The sequence below is a fragment of the Pseudomonas sp. PVC-3-1 genome (assembly GCF_057444315.1).
Genome location: NZ_CM172023.1, coordinates 4,747,119 through 4,768,460 on the forward strand (window position 1 = coordinate 4,747,119; position 21,342 = coordinate 4,768,460).

At 66.3% G+C, this 21,342-nt stretch carries 18 protein-coding genes; 6 read left to right on the forward strand and 12 right to left on the reverse strand.

What is annotated here, in order from left to right:
- Positions 1-273: 273 nt before the first annotated feature.
- The 8 genes from AC2T4A_RS21865 to AC2T4A_RS21900 form a co-directional block, all read right to left on the reverse strand.
- The gene (locus AC2T4A_RS21865) at positions 274-1,224 is read right to left on the reverse strand and encodes a PDR/VanB family oxidoreductase (protein WP_478379047.1); all 951 of its coding nucleotides are present in this window, start codon (positions 1,222-1,224) and stop codon (positions 274-276) included.
- 711 nt (positions 1,225-1,935) lie between these two features.
- Positions 1,936-2,676, reverse strand: coding sequence for an SDR family NAD(P)-dependent oxidoreductase (locus tag AC2T4A_RS21870; RefSeq protein WP_486741776.1), 741 nt, complete (start codon positions 2,674-2,676; stop codon positions 1,936-1,938).
- A gap of 10 nt (positions 2,677-2,686) precedes the next feature.
- Complete coding sequence (locus tag AC2T4A_RS21875) at positions 2,687-3,184, reverse strand: aromatic-ring-hydroxylating dioxygenase subunit beta (protein ID WP_478379049.1); 498 nt, start codon at positions 3,182-3,184, stop codon at positions 2,687-2,689.
- Positions 3,181-4,464, reverse strand: a complete 1,284-nt coding sequence (locus AC2T4A_RS21880) for an aromatic ring-hydroxylating oxygenase subunit alpha (RefSeq protein ID WP_486741777.1) — start codon at positions 4,462-4,464, stop codon at positions 3,181-3,183. The genes AC2T4A_RS21875 and AC2T4A_RS21880 overlap by 4 nt, the downstream gene beginning before the upstream one ends.
- A gap of 10 nt (positions 4,465-4,474) precedes the next feature.
- Positions 4,475-5,626, reverse strand: a complete 1,152-nt coding sequence (locus AC2T4A_RS21885) for an amidase (protein ID WP_486741778.1) — start codon at positions 5,624-5,626, stop codon at positions 4,475-4,477.
- Positions 5,623-6,123, reverse strand: coding sequence for a nuclear transport factor 2 family protein (locus tag AC2T4A_RS21890; protein WP_416747215.1), 501 nt, complete (start codon positions 6,121-6,123; stop codon positions 5,623-5,625). Before AC2T4A_RS21890 ends, AC2T4A_RS21885 begins: the two co-directional genes overlap by 4 nt.
- Positions 6,124-6,126: 3 nt before the next feature.
- Entirely contained in the window at positions 6,127-6,498 is a 372-nt protein-coding gene (locus tag AC2T4A_RS21895) for a hypothetical protein (RefSeq protein WP_017516776.1), read from the reverse strand.
- Positions 6,499-6,535: 37 nt separating this feature from the next.
- Positions 6,536-7,687 carry an acyl-CoA dehydrogenase family protein gene (locus AC2T4A_RS21900; RefSeq protein WP_486741779.1) on the reverse strand — a complete coding sequence of 384 codons (1,152 nt, stop codon included), beginning with the start codon at positions 7,685-7,687 and terminating at the stop codon, positions 6,536-6,538.
- 227 nt (positions 7,688-7,914) lie between these two features.
- Between AC2T4A_RS21900 and AC2T4A_RS21905 the strand changes: the two genes are divergently transcribed.
- The gene (locus AC2T4A_RS21905; protein ID WP_486741780.1) at positions 7,915-9,390 is read left to right on the forward strand and encodes a PAS domain-containing sensor histidine kinase; all 1,476 of its coding nucleotides are present in this window, start codon (positions 7,915-7,917) and stop codon (positions 9,388-9,390) included.
- Positions 9,391-9,692: 302 nt separating this feature from the next.
- On the opposite strand, the gene fusA is transcribed toward AC2T4A_RS21905, so the two are convergent.
- A complete protein-coding gene (fusA, locus tag AC2T4A_RS21910; protein ID WP_416747208.1) occupies positions 9,693-11,801 on the reverse strand; it encodes an elongation factor G in 2,109 nt (702 codons plus the stop codon).
- A 258-nt stretch (positions 11,802-12,059) separates the two neighbouring features.
- Between fusA and AC2T4A_RS21915 the strand changes: the two genes are divergently transcribed.
- From AC2T4A_RS21915 to AC2T4A_RS21930, 4 genes are all read left to right on the forward strand, one after another.
- A complete protein-coding gene (locus tag AC2T4A_RS21915; RefSeq protein WP_486741781.1) occupies positions 12,060-12,563 on the forward strand; it encodes a sigma-70 family RNA polymerase sigma factor in 504 nt (167 codons plus the stop codon).
- Positions 12,563-13,498 carry a FecR domain-containing protein gene (locus AC2T4A_RS21920; protein WP_486741783.1) on the forward strand — a complete coding sequence of 312 codons (936 nt, stop codon included), beginning with the start codon at positions 12,563-12,565 and terminating at the stop codon, positions 13,496-13,498. The genes AC2T4A_RS21915 and AC2T4A_RS21920 overlap by 1 nt, the downstream gene beginning before the upstream one ends.
- 447 nt (positions 13,499-13,945) lie before the next feature.
- Positions 13,946-16,357: a TonB-dependent siderophore receptor gene (locus AC2T4A_RS21925; RefSeq protein ID WP_486741784.1), complete on the forward strand. Its 2,412-nt coding sequence runs from the start codon at positions 13,946-13,948 to the stop codon at positions 16,355-16,357.
- A gap of 172 nt (positions 16,358-16,529) precedes the next feature.
- Complete coding sequence (locus AC2T4A_RS21930) at positions 16,530-17,189, forward strand: DsbA family oxidoreductase (protein WP_416747200.1); 660 nt, start codon at positions 16,530-16,532, stop codon at positions 17,187-17,189.
- A gap of 541 nt (positions 17,190-17,730) precedes the next feature.
- On the opposite strand, the gene AC2T4A_RS21935 is transcribed toward AC2T4A_RS21930, so the two are convergent.
- Positions 17,731-18,066 (reverse strand): ribonuclease E inhibitor RraB, encoded by a 336-nt coding sequence (locus AC2T4A_RS21935; protein WP_024762270.1) that lies wholly within the window; start codon positions 18,064-18,066, stop codon positions 17,731-17,733.
- Positions 18,067-18,275: 209 nt separating this feature from the next.
- On the opposite strand from AC2T4A_RS21935, the gene ptrC reads away from it, so the two are divergent.
- On the forward strand, positions 18,276-18,473 hold the full coding sequence (ptrC, locus tag AC2T4A_RS21940) for a type III secretion system co-regulatory protein PtrC (RefSeq protein WP_416747198.1): 198 nt from the start codon (positions 18,276-18,278) through the stop codon (positions 18,471-18,473).
- A 71-nt stretch (positions 18,474-18,544) separates the two neighbouring features.
- On the opposite strand, the gene AC2T4A_RS21945 is transcribed toward ptrC, so the two are convergent.
- Together AC2T4A_RS21945 and AC2T4A_RS21950 are read right to left on the reverse strand one after the other, a co-directional pair.
- Complete coding sequence (locus tag AC2T4A_RS21945; protein WP_486741785.1) at positions 18,545-20,788, reverse strand: xanthine dehydrogenase family protein molybdopterin-binding subunit; 2,244 nt, start codon at positions 20,786-20,788, stop codon at positions 18,545-18,547.
- Between the two features lie 12 nt (positions 20,789-20,800).
- Complete coding sequence (locus tag AC2T4A_RS21950; RefSeq protein WP_236200031.1) at positions 20,801-21,259, reverse strand: (2Fe-2S)-binding protein; 459 nt, start codon at positions 21,257-21,259, stop codon at positions 20,801-20,803.
- Positions 21,260-21,342 lie beyond the last annotated feature (83 nt).

The window sequence follows — 21,342 nt, forward strand, 5'->3', positions numbered from 1 at the left end:
CCGGAGGCTAGCAGTTGCCGGCAGCGCGCGAGTGTCGCTGCCTGCCAGACGAATTGCCCGCCGTGCCACCGCGCACCGCCCTGGTTTGTAGGAGCGAGCTTGCTCGCGAACGGAGTATCCCCATAGCACCCGCATCAAGCGGGTTCGCGAGCAAGCTCGCTCCTACATGATCCATGTCCGTAGGATGGGTGGAGCTTGCGATACCCATGCTGCTGGCGCGCAGATTGGTGGTTATCGCTTCGCTCCACACCATCATACGCAGAGCGATCTGCGTTACAGGTCGAGCACCAACCGCGCCGACTTCGCCCGCGAAACGCAGGCGCAGATCTGCTTGTTGGACGCCTTTTCCTTGTTCGACAGGCAGTTGTCGCGGTGCTCCGGCTCGCCCTCCAGTACTTCGACGATGCAGGTGCCGCAGATGCCTTCGCGGCACTCGGTGTCGATGTCGCAGCCGTGGGCCTGCAGCACGTCCACCAGCGTCGAATCCGCCGGTACGTGAAGCACCACGCCGGAGCTGGCCAGCTCCACGTCGAAGGAACCGGCCGGCGCCGCGTTGGCGGCCGGGTCGGCCTGGAAGTGCTCCAGATGGATGGCGTCTTCCGGGCGGCTGCGCGCGGCGATCTCCACCACCTTGTTCATGAACGGTGCCGGGCCGCAGGTGTAGACGTGGGCCTGCTTCGGTGCGCGTTCCAGGCACTCGCCCAGCACGCGGTCGAGGTCGGCAGGTTCGACACCGTAGTGCAGCTCCACCTTGCCGGCGAACGCCTCGCTGGCCAGCAGCTCGACGAAGGCCGCGTGCTCGGCGGAACGGGCAAAATAGTGCAGGCGATAGGGCTCGCCCTTGGCGTTCAGGCGGTAGGCCATGCTCAGCAGCGGCGTGACGCCGATACCGGCGGCGAACAGCACGTGCTCGCGGGCTTCCGCTGCCAGGCGGAACAGGTTGCGCGGCGCGCCAATGTCCAGCTCCATGCCTTCGCGCACTTCGTGCAGCGCACTGGAGCCGCCACGGGAGGCGCCTTCCTTCTTGATCGCCACCAGGTAGGCGGCGCGATCGTCCGGCGGGCTGCACAGCGAATACTGGCGCGTCACCCCGGTGGGCCCGGTGACATCGACGTGGGCGCCCGGCTCGTAGGCGTCGAACGGCTGGCCATCACAACGTACGAGACGCAGGGAACGGATGTCCTGCGCTTCCTCGACGATTCTCTCGATTCTGACCTTCATCATGGCGTTACCTGCAAGGCGTTGAGTGCGGGCTCTGTGGCCCCTTACCGGCCTCTTTGTTACGAGCGGACGGGTTTTCGGTTTGATGTCGGAGCGAGCCGGGGCTCACTCCTGAAATATCGGAGCGGGCAGCTTTGCCCTCTCCCTAACCCTCTCCCTGAAGGGAGAGGGGACCGTTCGGCACAGGGTGAATCCACAACGTCAGCCGGTACGGACAGCTCCCTCTCCCTACAGGGAGAGGGGACCATTCGGCACAGGATGAATCCACAACGTCAGCCGGTACGGACAGCTCCCTCCCCTGAAGGGAGAAGGGACCGTTCGGCACAAGGTGAATCCACAACGTCAGCCGGTACGGACAGCTCCCTCGCCCTTCAGGGAGAGGGGACCGTTCGGCACAGGGTGAATCCGCATTGTCAGCCGGTACGGACAGCTCCCTCTCCCTTCAGGGAGAGGGGACCGTTCGGCACAGGGTGAATCCGCATTGTCAGCCGGTACGGACAGCTCCCGCTCCCTTCAGGGAGAGGGGACCATTCGGCACAGGATGAATCCACAACGTCAGCCGGTACGGACAGCTCCCTCTCCCTTCAGGGAGAGGGGACCGTTCGGCACAGGGTGAATCCGCATTGTCAGCCGGTACGGACAGCTCCCTCTCCCTTCAGGGAGAGGGCTGGGGAGAGGGGCTCTCAAACACACCCCGTCCCCAAGGTTCAAATCTCAGCGCATGAACAACCCACCATTGATATCCCAGCAGGCGCCCGTCACCGACCCGGCGTTCTCCGCGCACAGCAGCAGCACGCTGTCGGCGATGAAGGTCGGGTCGCCCAGGCGGCCGGCGGGGATGGTCTTGAGGATCTGTTCCAGGCGCTCAGGCGCGACGCTCTCGTAGACCACCGGCAAGTCCAATGGCCCCGGCGAGATCGCGTTGACGGTCACGCCCTGCGCCGAGAGTTCGCGGGCGAACACCTTGGTCAGGGTCGCCACGCCGCCCTTGGCCGCGGCGTAGTGGCCGCCGGTGGCGGTGCCGCCGTTCTGCCCGGCCAGCGAGGCGATGTTGACGATGCGGCCGAAACCACGCGCCGCGAAGTGCATGCCGAACACCTGGCAGGCGACGAAGGTGCCGCGCAGGTTCACCGCCATGGAGGCGTCGAAGTCCTCCGGGCTGATGTCCATCAGCGCAGCCACCTTTGACATCCCGGCATTGTTCACCAGGATGTCGGTGCCGCCCCAGCGCTCGGCAATCACATCGCGGGCGCGTTCGAAGTCGGCTTTCTCCCGCGCATCCAGCTTCAAACCAAGGGCCGTGCGGCCCTCCGGGTCGAGTTCATCGGCCAGACGCTGCACTGCGTCCTCGTTCAGATCGGCCAGCGCCACGCGCAGGCCGGCAGCGTGCAGGCGGCGCGCGATGACTTCGCCGAGGCCGCGTGCGGCGCCGGTTACCAGGGCAACTCGTTGCATGGCGCAGCCCTCAGAGCAGGAAGCCGAGCGCGTTGAGCGCGTCTTCGGCGTTGATCAGGCGGATCACCTTGCGCTCCAGGCGGGCTTGCCCGTCGGTGAAGCGGATACGGTGGTTCAGGTCGGCAATGAAAGGAGTCGCGACACCGCGCTTGTAGGCGTAGAGCACCTGCGCCGAGTTCACCTCGACCACATCGCCCGCCGCTTCCACCAGGCTGAAGCGCGAAACCGTGCGCACGGTCTTCGCCGCATCCACCGCCGACGGCGAATGGCCGCCGGTGAGGCGTTCGATGCGCAGCGCACGCATGCGCGCGTCATCGAAGACGTAGTTCAGGCGCGCGGCGAAGTCATCGCCCTCGCCGTCGATCGGCACCACATAGATACCGTCCTCGCTCCACAGCTGCGACCACTGCGCGTAATCCTTGCGGTCCAGCAGTTCGGCTTCGCGCCAGACGAATTCGATGGCCTGGGCCAGCGGGCCGGAGAAGCCGTTCAGGGTGTCGTTGCTCATTGGCTCATCATCCTTTTCCACATCTGGTACGCCTCGCGCATGCCGCCTTCGTCGGTGGCGTGGGAGACCTTGTCACCGTTCCCGGCGACCACTTCGCGGTTCAGGCCGCGGTTGACCAGGATCGGTGCGTCTACGCCGGCGTAGGAGCCACGCTGCACGCGGTCCCAGGCTTCGGCATCGTCCGGGCTGCCGAAGCCGAACGGACCCTGGAAGTGCTCGTGGATACGCATGCGCTCGCGGTTGGCGATTTCCGGGCCGCCGTCCATGCCCAGGGCGACGTGGCGAATCTCGGTCTCGGTGACGGAGATCGGCCGCAGCACGCGGAAGAACGACATGGACATGGCCACGTTGGGGAACAGGTTGAGGTTGAAGCCGGCACCATGCAGCGAGCGGACGATGCGGCGCACCTGCTCCGGTGGCATGGTTTTCGACAATTCCTCGGTGACGTGGGCAAAGCGCTCCTGGAGCTGCTCGGTGCCATCGTCGTGGTCGAGGTCGACGTGCTCGGGAACCATCACCATCACGCTGTGGCCGTTGCCCAGGGCGTGAGTCACCGCCTGCTCGTCGCTCATGAACGAGAGCATCTCTTCGGTCTCTTCATCCACCGAGGACATGAACGACTTGTGCACGATGGGGAAGTGGTAGCCGTCGGTGGTATTTTCCAGCTGGATCTTCCAGTTGCCGCGGAAGGTGAACTTGTGTTCGCCCTGTGTCTTGATCGGGTAGCCGGCGCCCTGCTTCATGAACAGGTCCATCCAGTGCTTTGCCCCGCCGAGGAAGTCTTCCAGCGGCTCGATCTCGTCGTTGTAGGTGGCGAACACCATGCCGGCGTAGCTTTCCACGCGCAGGCTGGTCAGCGGCAGCTCGGACTTGTCGAGGATGTCCTCGTAGCCGTCCGGATACGGCAGCGCACGCAGCTTGCCGTCCAGCGCGTAGGACCAGCTGTGGTACGGGCAGGTGAAGCCGGTGGCGTTGCCCTTGTGCTTCTCGCAGACGGTGGCGCCACGGTGGCGGCAGCGGTTTTCCAGGACGTTGATGTTGCCCTTCTTGTCGCGCACCACGATCACCGGGCGGCGACCGACGCTGGTGGTCTTGAAGTCACCGGCGTTGCGCACTTCGCTTTCGTGGGCGACCCACACCCAGGTGCGGTAGAAGATCTTGTCCATCTCCGCTTCGAACAGCTGCGGGTCGTTGTACAGCGAAACATCGACGCGGTCGTCGCCGACCAGCTCTTCGACGCTGCGCGACCGGGCGATCAGCCGGTATTCGTGAGCGCTCATGCCCATCTCCTCATGCCGATTTCTTATGTTTTTGCGCAGGCCGCGTGGCGGCCAGGCTGTGTTCGAGTTGCGCGCCGAAGGCGCAGACGCGTTCGTCGTCGCCCTTGCGGCCGACGATCTGCAGGCCGACTTTCAGCCCGCCGCAATCCAGGTCTACCGGCACGGTCAGCGCCGGGTGTCCGCTGAGGTTGAAAGGCCGTACCAGGGGCGTCATGCCGGCCACCGACTTGCCGTTGCGCGCATCAGTGAGAAGCGGCGGCAGGTCGGGCATGGTCGGCAGCAGCAGGACTTCGAAGTCCTCCAGCGCGGCGTCGATAGCGCGGGTGAAGTGCTCGCGCACCTTCTCCGCCTCGGCGCGCTCGGCGTCGGTGGTGCGGCTGGCCAGCAGCAGGCGCTGCTCGACATCGGCGCCGATCAGGCCCTTGCCGGTCAGCGCCGCGTAGGCGGCCCAGTTCTCGTGATTGATCACCACCAGCCCGGCCTGGAAGGCCGCCTCGAACTCGCCGAGGAACAGGTGGCTTCGGCGCCAGCCGGCGCGGTCGGCGGCGGCGCCCAGGCAAGCTTGGATGTGCGGAGCCGACGGCACTTCGAGGAAGGCCACGCGGGCGCCCTCGCCTGGCAGCTGCACGTCACCGAAACCAGGGCAGATGACCTGCATGGCGGCGATCAGGTCGGCCATAGTGGCGGCAAACGGGCCGACGCAATCCAGGCTGCTCTGCGCCGGGTGCACGCCGTCGCGGCTGACTCGGCCAAAGGTCGGCTTCAACCCGGCAATGCCGCAGCAGGCCGCCGGCACACGGACCGAACCACCGGTATCGGTGCCCAGCGCGATATCCGCCAGCCCCGCCGCCACGGCGGACGCGGAACCGCTGGAGGAGCCGCCGGGCACGCGGTCCGGCGCCATCGGATTGATCGGCGTGCCGGTCCAGTCGTTGATGCCGGTGACGCCGAAGGCCAGTTCGTGAAGATTGGTCTTGCCGACGATCTGCCAGCCGGCGTTCAGCACGGCGTCGACCACGAAAGCGTTGCGTTCGGCGGGTGCGGCATCGGCCAGCGCGCGGGTGCCGCAACGGGTCGGATGGCCGGCGATGTCGATACTGTCCTTGACCGCAACGCGCTTGCCGTTGCCGCCCAGGAGAAATTCGCTGACAAAGGTGCTCATGCGCGATTCTCCTCGGCGCCGCTCAGCAAACGTTGCGACAGGCGCTGCGTGCGGAAGTGGCTGATCTGCCAGCGCCCGTCGATCTCGCGGAAATCGATGTCCAGGCGCGTGCCGAACAGCTCGGTGTGGCCCTCGGCGTAGGTCGAGAGCTGCTGCATGATCCATTGCCCGCGCGCGGTGCGGCCGTCGACACGGATCGACTCGCTGGTGAGGAAGTGCAGGTTCAGCGTGAAGTGCGGCGACGGCGGCAGATAGCCGAAGACGAACGCCGCAATCGCCTCGCGGCCCTGGTGATGGCCGAAGGTCTGCGCGGTGGAGGTGCCAATGCCCTCCCACACCGCGTCCTCGCTGAACAGCTCGGCCAGCTCACTCATCGCCACCGGCGCGTGCGGCACGTCGCAGAGGTCCATGTAGCGGGCCATCAACCGACGCACCTGGCTTTCCCCTTCAAGGGTCTCCAGGCGGCGGTTCAGCTCGGCCATGCTCAGGCTGCTCATGGCTCAGGTCCGCGCGGCTTCGGGAATGGTCAGCGGGCGGCCGATGCGGGCTTCGACCTTGGCGTACTTCCACAGGCTGTACTCGCCCACCGGGGTGGTGCGGAACAGGTTGCAGGCGTCGATCACGGTCTGGTGGCAATCGACGTCAGCCATGATGTAGACGGTCCACGGTGAGGTGGTGGACGGGCCGACCATCAGGCGGTCGTCGTCCAGCACGCCGAGCACGTTCATGCCCGGCAGCGCGCCGAGGTCGCTCATCATCTGCGAGAAGCCTTTCCACACGGTGATGCCTTCACCGGTGGGCAGGTCGAAGAACGGCTGGGCGATGCCGATGCAGAACAGTACGCGCAAGGGTTCGGTGGTCGGACGAGTCATGTTTCCGGGTCCTTTTTTGCTTTTGTATTCAGGAGAATCAGATGTATCCGGGGAACGGCGGCACATCGAGCAGCACCGCGCCGGCGCCGTCGTACATGCCATCGCTGAGGAAGGCGTGCTGGGTCACCACCATGGCGTCGCGCAAGTAGCGCTGCAGCGGGTGGTTGAGGTAGATAGCCGTGGTGCCGGCCAGGCTGTAGGCGCGGCGCACCACGTCAGCACCGGCGCGGGATACGTGCACGGCGGCCAGGCGCAGCTGGCTGACCTGCTCGGGCGTCACGACGTTGCCGGCAAGGATGGAGTCCCAGACGGTCTCGGTGGCGTCATAGAAGAAGCCGCGCGCGGCCTGCAATTCGGCCTCGGCCTTGCCGATCTCGATGCGCACATAGGCCCGATCGCCCAGCTTGGGCGCGCCGGTCACGCCGCTGGAAGACGCCATGCGGGTGATCTCGTCCAGCGCCGCGCGGGCCAGGCCGAGGTTGACCACGGCGAGCACCTGGGCGGCGTAGGCGATGGTCGGGTAGCGATACAGCGGCTCGTCGATGTTCGACTCGCCGCCACGAATGAAGGTCCAGTCGTCCGCGACGAAGGCGTTGTCCAGCTTCAGGTCGTGACTACCAGTGCCTTTCAGGCCGACCACATTCCAGTTCTCGACGATCTCCACGTCCCTGGCACGCAGCAGTGCAGTGCGCGGCTTGCCGCCCGGACCGCCGATACCGATGCCGACGCCAAGCACATCGGCACCCTTGCAGCCGCTGGCGAACTTCCAGGTACCGCTGACGCGCCAGCCACCTTCCACTTGCGTGGCCGGCTGGATCGGGAACAGGCCGCCGGCGAACACCAGGTCCGGGCCGTCGGCATAGAGTTCAGCGAGGGTGTGGCGCGGCAGTGCGGTGAGGTAGGTGCTGGCGCTGCCGAAGCTGGCCACCCAGCCGGCGGAGCCATCGGCTTCGGCGATGCGTTCGACCAGGCGCAGGAACTGCGCCGGCGGCAGCGCGTCGCCGCCGAAGCAGCGCGGGGTCGCGGCGCGGTAGATGCCCACATCGCGGAAGCGTTCGATCATGTCGCGGGGAACGTGGGAGCGGCTGTCGAACTCGTCGCGGCGTTGGCGGACTTCGTCGAGCACGCGCTGGAATTCGAGGGCACGGCCGTCCGCATCGAGCGGTTCGGCGAGGGCGGCACGCAGCATGGCGTCATCTCCGGTTGTTCTTGTAGGGCCGGCCCGTTCGATGCGGGTCGGTCGTCGTTGGGGCCAGTGTATGAACCGCCGTGCACGCCCAACTATTGGGGCGTGCAGCCCCGCGCCTAAGGAAATCCCCTAGTCGGCGGCGAGTTACTCCGCAGTCCCTTCGCGCTACGCTGCGCGGTATAAAGGCGCCACTGCCTACCCGTCCCTGCAATCGAGAGCGAGCTTCGATGTTCCAGCCCAAGCCCGACGACTTCCTCGCCCTGCTCCAGGCCATGCCGCTGTGCGTGATCCTTCACGATGCGCAGACCAAGGAAATCCTCTGGGCCAACAACGCCGCCCTGGCCGTGCTCGGCTTCACCCTGGAAGAGCTGGTGCCGCTCAAGGCCCCGGATATGACTGCCAAGGCGCCGCAGTACCGCCGTTCGGTCGGCCTGCGCTGGCTGGAAGGCGCCGCGCGCACCGGCCAGCGCACCATCGAATGGTGCTACCGCTCCAAGCAGGGCGTGGAAATCCTCTCCGAGGCTGTTGCCACCCGCGTGCACCTGCAGGAGCGCGACGTGCTGATGGTGCAGTTCCGCGATATTTCCAAGGAGAAGCAGGTCGAGCGAGACCTGCAGCGTTTCGAGAGCCGCCTGAAGGCCTTCATGCAGGACCTCGCCGAAGGCGTGGCGGTGCTCGACGGTGACGGCAACCTGCGCTTCCTCAGCGAGTCCGCCCTGCCCCTGCTCGGCGGCAGCCAGGACGACTGGATGGCGCACAACTTCCTCGGCCGCTGCGACAGCGCCACGCGCCCGCGCCTGGAACACCACCTGGCGATGCAGCCGCCCAGCCGCGAGCCGTACTCCGTCAGCTATCAGTTGCAGCGCCTGGATGGCGAATGGCGCTGGCACCACGCGACCTGCCGCTACATCGAGATCGAGGACGACCTGGTCGGCCACCTGCTGCTGTTCCGCGACGTCACCGAGCAGGTCCGCGCCGCCCAGGCGCAACGCCAGAGCGACCAGAAGCTGGAGTACCTGGCGCGCTACAACGCCATGGGCGAGATGGCCCTGGCGATTGCTCACGAACTCAGCCAGCCGCTGGCGGCCACGCGCAACTTCATCGAGGGCGCGCTGATCCGCCTGGACCGCGAACAGAAGGCCGAAGCCTCCGCCGCCTGGGGCCTGGACAGCGCCGTGCGGCAGATCGAACACGCCTCGCTGATCATCAAGAGCGTGCGCGAGTACGTGGTGAAGCTGGAGCAGGCCGAGCAGCGCATCGACCTCAACGAACTGCTCGGCGAGACGCTCTACTTCATCAGCCTCAAGGCCCAGCCAAGCAACGTGCGCGTGGTGCTGGAGCGCTGCGACGAACCGCTGTGGGTGAGCTGCGAGAAGGTGCTGGTCGGCCAGGTGATCCTCAACCTCGCCTTCAACGCCATCGAGGAGATGCTCAACCTCCCCGAGGAGCGCCGCCTGCTGCGCATCCGCACTTCGCGCGAGGGCGACAGCGCGCGCCTGTGCGTGCTCGATCAGGGCCCCGGCATTGATGCCGGGGCCAAGGAGCGCCTGTTCGATGGTTTCTTCACCTCCAAGGTGAGCGGCAACGGCATCGGCCTGGCGCTGTGCCAGAGCATCGTCTCGCGGCATCGCGGGGATATCTGGGCGGAGAACGTCGAGCCGTGCGGGGCGATGTTCTGTTTCGGGTTGCCGGTGGCGGAGTGATTGACCGCTAGCGCTTCACACCCCCGAAATCCAAGGGCCGGCAATCCCTGTAGGAGCGAGCTTGCTCGCGAACCATTCTGCCGGGAGCTTCGGAGCTGAGCGGTTCGCGAGCAAGCTCGCTCCTACAAAAAAGCAGAAGCAACGGCGCTCTCTGGCACCGTTGTGGGTTCAGGAGCGTAGGGCGCATAACCCGGAAAGGGTTATGCGCCCTACGAAGCGGAGCGGTTCGCGCGCAAGCTCGCTCCTACAAAAAGCAAAAGAAACGGCGCCCGCGGGCGCCGTTGTCGGCTCAGCCAGGAACCTCAGCCGTGGGCCTTCTTGATGATCGCCTCGGCAATGTTCGCCGGCGCCTCGGCGTACTTGGTGAACTCCATCGAATAGCTCGCCCGCCCTTGGGACATCGAGCGCACGTCCGTGGCATAGCCGAACATTTCGCCCAGCGGCACCTCGGCGCGGATGACCTTGCCCGCTGGCGTATCTTCCATGCCCTGGATCAGCCCGCGCCGGCGGTTGAGGTCGCCCATCACGTCGCCCATGTAGTCCTCCGGCGTCACCACCTCGACCTTCATCACCGGCTCCAGCAGCACCGCGCCGCCCTTCTGCGAAAGCTGCTTGGTGGCCATGGAGGCGGCGATCTTGAACGCCATCTCGCTGGAGTCGACGTCGTGGTAGGAACCGTCGAACACCGAGGCCTTCAGGCCGATCAGCGGGTAGCCGGCGAGCACGCCGTTCTGCATCTGCTCCTCGATGCCCTTCTGGATCGCCGGGATGAATTCGCGCGGGATCACCCCGCCAACCACCTCGTTGACGAACTCCAGCCCATCCTTGCCTTCATCGCCCGGCTCGAAGCGAATCCAGCAGTGACCGAACTGGCCACGGCCACCGGACTGGCGGACGAACTTGCCTTCGATCTCGCATTTCTTGCGGATCGCCTCGCGGTAGGCCACCTGCGGTTTGCCGATGTTGGCCTCGACGTTGAACTCGCGGCGCATGCGGTCGACGATGATGTCCAGGTGCAACTCGCCCATGCCGGAGATGATGGTCTGCCCGGTTTCCTCGTCGGTCTTGACGCGGAACGAGGGGTCTTCCTGGGCCAGCTTGGACAGGGCGATGCCCATCTTCTCCTGGTCGGCCTTGGTCTTGGGCTCAACGGCCACCGAGATCACCGGGTCGGGGAAGTCCATGCGCTCGAGGATGATCGGCTTGTCGATTGAGCACAGGGTGTCGCCGGTGGTGACGTCCTTCATGCCGATCAGCGCGGCGATATCGCCGGCGCGCACTTCCTTGATTTCCTCGCGCTGGTTGGCGTGCATCTGCACCATCCGGCCGACCCGCTCCTTCTTGATCTTCACCGAGTTGAGCACTGCGTCGCCGCTGCTCAGTACGCCGGAATAGACGCGGGCGAAGGTCAGGGTACCGACGAAGGGGTCGGTGGCGATCTTGAAGGCCAGCGCGGAGAACGGTTCGCTGTCGTCGGCGTGGCGCTCCAGGTGCTTCTCTTCGTCGTCCGGGTCGGTGCCGTTGATCGCGGGGATTTCCGTGGGCGCCGGCAGGTAGTCGATCACCGCGTCGAGCACCAGCGGCACGCCCTTGTTCTTGAACGATGAGCCCAGCACCGCCGGGACGATCTCGTTGGCCAGGGTGCGCTGGCGCAAGCCGGCCTTGATCTCCTCGATGGTCAGTTCCTGGCCTTCGAGGTACTTGTTCATCAGGTCATCGTTGGCTTCCGCCGCAGCCTCGACCATGTGCGCGCGCCACTCGTCCGCCAGCGCCTGCAGCTCCGCCGGGATGGGCTCCTCGGTGTAGCTGGTGCCCTGGTCGGCATCGTTCCAGACGATGGCCTTCATCTTCACCAGGTCGATCTGCCCGGAGAAGGTTTCTTCCGAGCCGATGGCCAGCTGGATCGGCACCGGGGTGTGGCCCAGGCGCTGCTTGATCTGTGCCACCACACGGAGGAAGTCGGCGCCCTGGCGGTCCATCTTGTTGACGTAGGCCAGGCGCGGCACGTGGTACTTGTTGGCCTGGCGCCAGACCGTCTCGGACTGCGGCTCGACGCCGTCGGCGCCGCTGAACACCACCACTGCGCCATCGAGCACACGCAGGGAGCGCTCCACCTCGATGGTGAAATCGACGTGGCCGGGAGTGTCGATGATGTTGAAGCGGTACTTGTTGGGATACTGCTTGGACGAGCCCTGCCAGAACGCCGTGGTAGCCGCCGAGGTGATGGTGATGCCGCGCTCCTGTTCCTGCACCATCCAGTCCATGGTCGCCGCGCCGTCGTGCACCTCGCCCATCTTGTGGTTCACACCGGTGTAGAAAAGGATGCGCTCGGTCGTCGTGGTCTTGCCGGCGTCGACGTGGGCGACGATGCCGATATTGCGGTAAAGCTCGATGGGCGTGGTGCGAGCCATGGTGTGCTCCGTATCTGCTGGGTGACTGCCGGGCCTGCTGCTGCGGGTCCGTTGCCTGCGCGGGACGGCGAGAGGAAGTGCAGCGTCAGAAATTTCTGAGTGCAACAGGCTCAAGGTAGCGCGTCTTCGTGGCAATTCCAGTGCAGCAGGGGCGCGGATGTCGCAGTCCGACCGGCTGCGTCGCTCCGGCATTGCGCTGCACGATGGGAAAACCCTAAAATGATAGGCATTCTCAAATGAAAATCTGACGCACGCACTGTGGCCCTCGTCGAAACCCCGTCCCCGCAGCATCTGCACACTCTCTACAACGAGCACAACGGCTGGCTCCAGCAGTGGCTGCGCGGCAGGCTGGGTAACGCCTGGGATGCCGCCGACCTCGCCCATGACACCTTCCTGCGCCTGCTGCGGCGGCCGCTGGAAGACCTCGGCGAGCGTCCACGTGCCCTCCTCACCCATATTGCCAAGGGCTTGCTGGTGGATCGCTGGCGGCGCCAGGAGATAGAGCGCGCCTACCTGGACAGCGTCGCCGCACTGCCCGAGGAACTGGCGCCCGGCCCGGAGACCCGCGAGCTGATCCTCGAGGCGCTGGAGCGCATCGACGCCGCCCTGAGCGAGCTGCCGGCGCTGACCCGCGAGGCCTTTCTGCTGTCGCAACTGGATGGCCTGACCTACCCGGTGATCGCCGAGCGCCTAGGCGTTTCCCTGGCCAGCGTGAAGCGCTACATGCGCGCCGGTTTTGTCGCCTGCCTGAGCGTCGCCTGATGCGCGAACAACCGCTGGACCCCGGCATCCTCGGCGAAGCCGCCGACTGGCTGGTGCGCCTGAATGAGCACCCGGCCAGCAATGCCGACCTGCAGGCCATCGAACAATGGCGCGCGCGCAGCGCCCAGCATGCCGAAGCCTGGCGCCGCGCCGAAGCCCTGCTGGGCCTGCGCCAGCTGCCGCCGGGGCTCGGCCGGCAAAGTCTGCAACGCACGGGCCTGAGCCGCCGGCAGATGCTCAACCGCCTGGGCGTGCTGATGGCCGTGGCACCAGCCGCCTGGCTGGCAGCGCGGCAGATGCCTTGGGCGGAGTGGAACGCCGACCTGCGCACTGCCGTCGGCGAGCGCAAGCACCTGCGCCTGCCCGATGGCAGCCAGCTGACCCTGAATACCGACAGCGCGGTGAACGTGGCCTTCAACGCCCGCGAGCGGCGCCTGAGCCTGCTCGAAGGCGAAATCCTCGTCGACGCCCTGGCCGACCCACGTCCCTTCCTCGTCGACAGCCGCCACGGCCTGCTGCGCACCTCCGCCGCGCGCTTCAGCCTGCGTGACCTGGGCGATGCGTGCCGGGTCGCGGTGCTCGACAAGGAAGTGAGCGTCGAACTGCCTGGCTATGCGAGCCAGACGGTCGGCTCCGGCCAGCAACTGGTGTTCGGCGCGCAGGGCTTCCAGCCGCTGCAGACGGCGGACGCCAACGCCAGCGCCTGGGAAAACGGCATGCTGCTGGCCCAGGGTATGCGCCTGGACGATCTGCTGGGTGAGTTGGGGCGCTACCGCAGCGGCTTCCTGCGCTGCGACCCGCGCCTGGCAAACCTGTGCGTGACCGGGGCGATTCCCCTGGGCGATAGCGACGCCGGGCTGGCGCTGTTGGCGGACATGCTGCCGGTGAAGCTGCGGCGGATGACGCGGTATTGGGTCACCGTGGAGCCGGCGTGAATGGCCAGCACCCGCGTGGGGCGCAAAACCTGGAACAGGTTATGCCCCGCTGCCACGACGGCGGATAACGCTGGTGCATTATGCGCCCTACCAACGGCTACCCCTGTGCCCGCGCTTCCCCCTCACCCCAGCCCTCTCCCTCAGGGAGAGGGGGCCGTTCGGTGCAGGATAAGACCCGCTGCATCAGCCGGCACGATCTGCTCCCTCTCCCCCTGGGAGAGGGCTGGGGTGAGGGCACGCCCCACTCCGAATATCCGGTCATCTGTAGGAGCGAGCTTGCTCGCGAACAGACTCTCCGGCCGCACTGGCGTTGGGCGGTTCGCGAGCAAGCTCGCTCCTACAACATAAGCCCAACACTCTGAAATTTTTTCGCCCACCCCCTGACACCTTTTTCGATCTCGCCCGGTGAAGAGGCAGAACCCCTCCATTCGCCGACAGGAACACTCCATGCTCCTCCGCTCCCGACTTCGCCCCCACTCCCTCGCCCTGGCCGTCGGCCTGGCACTGACTGGCGGTGCGGTGCTGCCAACCCTGGCCGCCGAAGCCGCCAGCCAGCAGCGCCAGTACGACATCGCCCCCGGCCCGCTGGGCGAGGTGCTGGCGCGCTTTGCGGCCCAGGCCGGCGTGCCGCTGGCCTTCGAAGCGCAGGCGCTGAATCGCCAGCAGAGCGCGGGTCTCAACGGCAGCTTCGCGCCGGAACAGGGCCTGGAGCACCTGCTGCAGGGCAGCGGCTACCGCCTGGTACGCAAGAACAGCGGCTATGGCGTAGAGGCCACCCCCGATGACAGCGGCGCCCTGGAGATGGACGCCACCACCGTCAGCGGCGCGGCGCGGCAGCCTGGCGACCTGCCACCCGCCTACGCCGGCGGCCAGGTCGCCCGTGGCGCGCAACTGGGCATGCTGGGCAACCAGGACATCCAGGACGTGCCCTTCAGCTTCGCCAGCTACACCGCCAAGACCATCCAGGACTCCCAGGCCCAGACAGTCGGCGACGTGCTGCTCAACGACGCCTCGGTGCGCCAGGGCAACGGCTATGGCAACTTCTCGCAGATCTTCGTCATCCGCGGCCTGCCGCTGAGCACCGACGACGTCTCGCTCAATGGCCTGTACGGCGTCACCCCGCGGCAAATCATCGGCACCGAGTCGCTGGAGCGCGTCGAGCTGTTCAAGGGTCCCAACGCCTTCATCAACGGCGTGACACCCAGCGGTTCCGGCATCGGCGGCGCGGTCAACCTGCAGACCAAGCGCGCCGAGGACACTCCCACCCGCAGCGTGACCCTGGGCTACGGCAGCGACAACCAGATCGGCGAGCATCTGGACCTGGGCCAGCGCTTCGGCGAGGACAACCGCTTCGGCGCGCGGGTCAACCTCGCCCAGCGCGAGGGCGAGACCGGCGTCGACGACGAGAACCAGCGCTACAAGCTGGCCACCGTCAACCTCGACTACCGTGGCGAACGCCTGCGCCTGAACACCGACTTCGGCTACCAGAAGCAGCGCATCAACCAGGGCCGCCCGGTGGTCTACGTCGGCACCGGTGTCACCAGCATCCCTCACGCGCCGGACGCCGACGACAACTACGCGCAGTCCTGGAGCTATTCGCAGCTCGAAGACACCTTCGGCATGTTCCGCGCCGAGTACGACCTCAACGACAACTGGACTGCCTACCTCTCCGGCGGCGCCAAGCACACCCGCGAGAACGGCTCCTACTCGGCCCTGACCCTCAGCGACAACAACGGCGCCGCAGGCGGCGGCATGATGGACGCCACCCACGACGAGGACAACAAGAGCGCCATGGCGGGCCTGAACGGCCACTTCGCCACCGGGCCGGTCACCCACCAGATGAACCTCAGCGTCGCCGGCATCTGGGCCGAACAACGCAGCGCCTACACCATGATCACCAAGCGCTACCCCACCGACATCTATAACCCGGTGCAGACGCCCAAGCCGGCGCCCACCCTGACCGGCGGCGACTACAGCGACCCGGGTATCGTCGGCAAGACACTGAACAAGAGCCTGGCCGCCGCCGATACCCTGGGCTTCCTCGATGACCGTGTGCTGCTGACCGTCGGCGTGCGCCGGCAGAGCATCGGCACCGACGGCTGGAACTACGTCGGCAAGCGCACCGCCAGCTACGACGAGTCGATCACCACGCCGGTCTACGGCCTGGTGGTGAAGCCCACCGAGTACCTGTCGCTCTACGCCAACCGCATCGAAGGCCTGGCCGCAGGGCCGACCGCCCCCAGCAGCGCTGCGAACTTCGGCGAAGTCTTCGCGCCGAACCGCTCCAAGCAGGTGGAAGTGGGCGCCAAGCTGGACTTCGGCAGCTACGGCGGCAACCTGGCCTTCTATCGCATCGAGCAACCCTTCAGCACCACTGACCCGGATTCGAAGATCTTCAGCGTCGACGGCGAGCAGGAAAACCGCGGCGTCGAGCTGAACGTCTTCGGCGAGCCGGTCGACGGCCTGCGCCTGCTGGCGGGCGGCACCTGGATCGACACCGAGCTGAAGAACACCGCCGGCGGCAAGACCGACGGTAACCGCGCCGTGGGCGTGCCGACCTTCCAGTACAACCTGGGCGCCGACTGGGATGTTCCGGGCATCCAGGGTGCAGCCATCAACGGCCGCGTGCTGCGCACCGGCGGCCAGTACCTGGACGCCGCCAACGACCTGAGCATCCCCGCCTGGACCCGCTTCGACCTCGGCGCCCGCTACGCCTTCAAGGTGGATGAGCGTGACGTGACCCTGCGCGCCAACCTGGAGAACGTCGCCAACAAGTCCTACTGGGCCTCCACCATCGGTGGCTATCTGACCCAGGGCGATCCGCGCACCCTGAAGCTATCGATGACCGTGGACTTCTGACCCTCTTCGCGACACGGACGTCGCCCCTATTCCAGGCCCGCCGCCAGCGCTTCAGCCCTGAAGCGCTGGCAACCGGCAAGCCTGTCGAAGCACTCCCGGCCGTCTCGTGACTGGATCGAATCCCCCTTCCGGGTCCATGCTAGTTGCTCGCCCATTTGCCGGAGTTCGCCCCATGAGCGACGCCATCACCATCGATTTCGTCTCCGACGTGGTCTGCCCCTGGTGTGCCATCGGCCTCAACGGCCTGCTGGAGGCCATGCGCCGGGTCGACGGCGAACTGACCGTGGAGCTGCGCATCAAGCCCTTCGAGCTCAATGCCGACATGCCCGCCGAAGGGGAAGACCTGGTGGAGCACCTGCAACGCAAGTACGGCAGCAGCGCCGAGGACATTGCCCGCAACCAGGAGCACCTGCGCGCCATGGGCGAGGAAGTCGGCGTGCACTTCGACCTGAAGAAGCGCAGCCGCATCTACAACACCTTCGACGCCCATCGCCTGCTGCACTGGGCGGCGGAATCGCACCGCGACGTAGCCCTCAAGCAGGCGCTGCTGCACGCCTACTTCGGCGAAGGGCGCGACCCGAGCGACCCGGAAGTGCTGCTGGAAGTGGCCATCAGCGTAGGCCTGGACGCCGTGCGCGCACGGGAGATTCTCGACAGCGACGCTTATGGCGACGAAGTGGTGGCCGAGGAAGATTTCTACACCAGCCATGGCATCCGCGCGGTGCCGGCGGTGATCCTCAACGGCCGCCAGCTGATCTCCGGGGCGCAGAGCACCGACTACTACGAGCAGGCGCTGCGCCAGGTGGCGCGCCATGCGCCGTTGCCGGAGTGACGTGTCCGGCGTCATGGCAAAGGCCCGCATCGCGCGGGCCTTTGGCACTTCGTAGGACCGAGGGGGACGCCTAGTCCTTGCTCGCGAATCCGCCCAACGCTGTTACTGCCGGGAAAGCCTGTTCGCGAGCAAGCTCGCTCCTACAGCATGGGTGCTCATTACATGCGGGAAGATTTGTTCTCGGGGCCAAACCCTCTCCCCCGCCCTCTCCCTGAAGGGAGAGGGAGCAACCCGTGCCGGCTGATACCAAAACCTCAGGACGTAGGGCGGATAACGCTGACGGGTTATACGTGGTGCAAGGGTGCTCATTACATGGGGGAAGATTTGTTCTCGGGGCCAACCCTCTCCCCCGCCCTCTCCCTGAAGGGAGAGGGAGCAACCCGTGCCGGCTGATACCAAAGCCTCAGCCGGCACAACCCAGTCCCCTCTCCCTTCAGGGAGAGGGTGAGGGAGAGGGGCTCCACAGGGGGTACGGAACTCGATGACTGACACATAGAAAAACGGCGCCCGAAGGCGCCGTTTTTCATGCAGCATCAGCCGATCAGAGCGCCGACCAGCCGTCCATCTGACCACCCAGGTCAGCGGAGTGCTCGGACAGCAGCGCCGCATAGCCGCTGATGTGCTCGTGGCTGAGCTCCATCACCGGATAGGCCAGGACCTGCCAGGGCAGCTTGTCATTGCCGTCATACTCGGAGTACGCCACTTTCTGCCCGTTCTGCAGCAGCATGATGGCGAAGTCCAGGGCGGACTGCTCGTCCGGGAAGATCACCGCGAACTCCACCTCATGCTCGAGGGAGAGGTCTTCGCCGTCTTCCTGCAGGGCCCACAGGGCATCGCCGATTTCGTCTTCCGGGAAAAGCTGCTTGTCGCGGCTCATGTCACTGCTCCAATTCGATTTACAAAGTGCCCGATGTGGGCACGCCCGCGCAGGATACCCGTCCTGCATGACAGATGCCGGAAAATCTCGCCGGCACCATCGCCTTTCGTGATGTTCACCATCACGGCGTTTCACTTCCACCCTTGCCGGTGCGGCGCGACGATGCATCCATCGGGCCTGTGCCCTCCCACAACATCGAGCCTGCGACCATGCACAGCACTGACGAGGCGTACCGCATCACCTACATCACCCTGGACGAACTCCAACTGCATTTCGAGACGGAAGTCGCCGTTACCGATGCAGAAGGCAGCGTCGCCCTGCACCGCGCCGCCACGCTGCCCGAAGAACGCCGGGTACTGCGCGAGCTGATCTGCGAGGCTCACGAACAGCAGGCCCTGGTCGCCTGACTTCAGGAAAGCTTAGACCCTGAAAGGCAAATGCCCCGCTCATGCGGGGCATTTGTGTCACTGGGCGGAACTCAGGCCTGTAACTGATTGCCGATCGGCAGGGTGCGGATGCGCTTGCCGGTCGCCGCGAACAGCGCATTGGCCAGCGCCGGCGCCAGCGGCGGAACACCCGGCTCACCGACACCAGTCGGCGGCTCGGCCGACGGCACAATATGCACCTCCACCACCGGCATCTCGTTGATGCGCAGGACCTGGAAGTCGTGGAAGTTGGACTGGTCGACCTTGCCGTCGGTCAGGGTGATGGCGCTGTGCAGCGCCGCCGACAGTGCGAAGCCGATACCGCCTTCCATCTGCGCCTTGATCACGTCCGGGTTGATCGCCAGGCCGCAATCCACCGCGCAGACCACGCGATCCACCTTGAAGCTCTTGTCCGCCTTGTAAGTCACTTCCACCACCTGGGCAACGAAGCTGCCGAAGGACTCGTGCACGGCTATCCCGCGCCCGCGCTGCTCGCCCTCCTTGCCCTTCTCCAGCGGCGCCAGCCAGTTCGCCCGCTGCGCTACCAGTTCCAGCGCGCCGCGATGACGCGGGTGCTTCTCCAGCAGCTTGCGGCGGAACTCGTACGGGTCCTGCTTGGCGGCAATGGCCGCCTCGTCAATCAACGTCTCGGTAGAGAACGCCGTGTGGGTGTGGCCCACCGACCGCCACCACTGAGTCGGCACCGTCACATTGTCCGCCAGCGCCTGCTCGACGCGCAGGTTGGGCACGGCGTAGGGCAGATCGGCGGCGCCTTCCACGGCGATCTTGTCGACGCCGTCCTTGACCATGAACTTCTCGAACGGCGTGCCGACGATGAAGGACTGCCCCACCAGCCGCTGCTCCCAGCCCACCAGGTTGCCCTGGGCGTCCACCGCCAACCGCGCGCGATGGAGGAAGGCCGGGCGATAGTAGCCCGCACGGGTGTCGTCCTCGCGGGTCCAGACCATCTTGATCGGTACCTTCACGCCCAGCTCGCGGGCGGCCTTGGCAATGGCGACCGCCTCAAGCACGTAGTCCGAGTGCGGGTTGGCGCGGCGGCCGAAGCTGCCACCGGCATACAGCTGGGTAATGGTGACCTGCTCGGGCTGCATGCCCAGCAATTGCGCCACCGACATCTGGTCGCCGGTCTGCCATTGCTCGCCGTTCCAGATCTGGCAGCCGTCTTCCTTGAGGAAAACCACGCAGTTCAGTGGCTCCATGGCGGCATGGGCGAGATACGGGAACTGGTATTCCGCTTCGATCAGGTGAGCCGGCTTCTCCAACGCCTTGGCGACATCGCCATCGTTGCGCGCCACCAGGCCCGGCTTGCTGGCCATGTCGCGGTACTGGGCGAAGATCTCCTTGCTACCCATCTTGAAGGCCTTGCTCTCGTCCCATTCGACCTGCAAAGCATCGCGGCCCTGGCGCGCCGCCCAGGTGTTCTTCGCCAGCACGGCGACGCCAGCGAAACGCCGATCGCTGCCGGGGAACTGCACCACATCCACCACACCCGGCACGGCCTTGGCCTTGCTCGCATCGACTTTCGCCGGCACGCCGCCGAAGCGCGGCGGGTGGGCGACCACCGCCACCAACATGTCCGGCAGGTGCACGTCCTGGGTGAACTGCGCGGTGCCGTCAGTCTTGGAAGGGCTGTCCTTGCGCGGCAACTGCACCTGGCCGATCAGCTTGAAGTCCTTCGGGTCCTTCAGTTTTACGTCCGCCGGCACCGGCTGCTTCGCCGCTGCCTCGGCCAGTTCTCCGAAGCTCGCCTTGTGCCCGGATGGGCCGTGGCTGACCACGCCGCTCTGCACCTGAATCTGCTCGGCAGGCACTTTCCACTGCTCCGCCGCCGCGCCGACCAGCATGGCGCGAGCGCTGGCGCCGGCCTTGCGCATCTGCTCGAAGGAGTTGGCCATGGCGTTGCTGCCGCCGGTGCCCTGCAGGTTGCCGAAGGCCAGGTTGGCGTAGCGCTTGGCATCTGCCGGTGCGCCTTCGACCTGCACGTGGCTCCAGTCGGCGTCCAGCTCCTCGGCGACCAGGGTGGCCAGGCCGGTGTAGCTGCCCTGGCCCATTTCCACGTGCTTGGCGATCACGGTGACAGTGCCGTCCGGGGCGATACGGACGAAAGCGTTGGGCTCAAAATCGCTGGCGGCCTGGGCGTCACCCAGCTTGCCCAGCAGCGGCGCGAAGTAGATGCCCAGCGCAAGGCCGCCGGCGCCACGCAGGAAGCTGCGGCGGCTGACGTTGAGGATGCTGCCGGGCTGCGCCGGCTGTTCGTCGGTACGAGGTTCGAGCATGATTTCTTATCCTCAGGCCAGGGTCTGGGCGGCGTCATGGATAGCCGCGCGGATCCGCGCATAGGTGGCGCAGCGGCAGATGTTGCCGCTCATGGCGGCGTCGATGTCGGCGTCGCTGGGCTTTTTGTTCGAGGCCAGCAGCGCGGTGGCCGACATGATCTGCCCGGACTGGCAGTAGCCGCACTGCACCACGTCGAGCTTGCGCCAGGCGTCCTGCACGGCCTTGCCGGCGGCCTGCTCAGCCACCGCTTCGATGGTGGTGATCTTCTTGCCGGCCACCGCCGCCAGCGGGGTGACGCAGGAGCGCGTCGGCTGGCCGTCGATGTGCACGGTGCAGGCGCCGCACAGCGCCATGCCACAGCCGTATTTGGTGCCGGTCAGGCCGGCGACGTCACGGATGGCCCAGAGCAGCGGCATTTCGCCGGGGGCGTCGAGTTCGTGGTCCTTGCCGTTCAGGTTCACGGTAATCATCAGGGAGTTCACCTCTTCATGCGGGTGATGGAATGGAGGCGAAGCGCAACGGCTCCGACACGCAATGGGTTCAGCCTAGGCGC

Coding starts and splice junctions, on each gene's coding strand:
- AC2T4A_RS21905 (WP_486741780.1), top strand. CDS start 7,915: ATGTTCCAGCCCAAGCCCGACGACTTCCTCGCCCTGCTCCAGGCCATG.
- AC2T4A_RS21865 (WP_478379047.1), bottom strand. CDS start 1,224: ATGATGAAGGTCAGAATCGAGAGAATCGTCGAGGAAGCGCAGGACATC.
- AC2T4A_RS21920 (WP_486741783.1), top strand. CDS start 12,563: ATGCGCGAACAACCGCTGGACCCCGGCATCCTCGGCGAAGCCGCCGAC.
- fusA (WP_416747208.1), bottom strand. CDS start 11,801: ATGGCTCGCACCACGCCCATCGAGCTTTACCGCAATATCGGCATCGTC.
- AC2T4A_RS21870 (WP_486741776.1), bottom strand. CDS start 2,676: ATGCAACGAGTTGCCCTGGTAACCGGCGCCGCACGCGGCCTCGGCGAA.
- AC2T4A_RS21890 (WP_416747215.1), bottom strand. CDS start 6,123: ATGAGCAGCCTGAGCATGGCCGAGCTGAACCGCCGCCTGGAGACCCTT.
- AC2T4A_RS21895 (WP_017516776.1), bottom strand. CDS start 6,498: ATGACTCGTCCGACCACCGAACCCTTGCGCGTACTGTTCTGCATCGGC.
- AC2T4A_RS21925 (WP_486741784.1), top strand. CDS start 13,946: ATGCTCCTCCGCTCCCGACTTCGCCCCCACTCCCTCGCCCTGGCCGTC.
- AC2T4A_RS21930 (WP_416747200.1), top strand. CDS start 16,530: ATGAGCGACGCCATCACCATCGATTTCGTCTCCGACGTGGTCTGCCCC.
- AC2T4A_RS21935 (WP_024762270.1), bottom strand. CDS start 18,066: ATGAGCCGCGACAAGCAGCTTTTCCCGGAAGACGAAATCGGCGATGCC.
- AC2T4A_RS21885 (WP_486741778.1), bottom strand. CDS start 5,626: ATGAGCACCTTTGTCAGCGAATTTCTCCTGGGCGGCAACGGCAAGCGC.
- ptrC (WP_416747198.1), top strand. CDS start 18,276: ATGCACAGCACTGACGAGGCGTACCGCATCACCTACATCACCCTGGAC.
- AC2T4A_RS21875 (WP_478379049.1), bottom strand. CDS start 3,184: ATGAGCAACGACACCCTGAACGGCTTCTCCGGCCCGCTGGCCCAGGCC.
- AC2T4A_RS21880 (WP_486741777.1), bottom strand. CDS start 4,464: ATGAGCGCTCACGAATACCGGCTGATCGCCCGGTCGCGCAGCGTCGAA.
- AC2T4A_RS21945 (WP_486741785.1), bottom strand. CDS start 20,788: ATGCTCGAACCTCGTACCGACGAACAGCCGGCGCAGCCCGGCAGCATC.
- AC2T4A_RS21900 (WP_486741779.1), bottom strand. CDS start 7,687: ATGCTGCGTGCCGCCCTCGCCGAACCGCTCGATGCGGACGGCCGTGCC.
- AC2T4A_RS21950 (WP_236200031.1), bottom strand. CDS start 21,259: ATGATTACCGTGAACCTGAACGGCAAGGACCACGAACTCGACGCCCCC.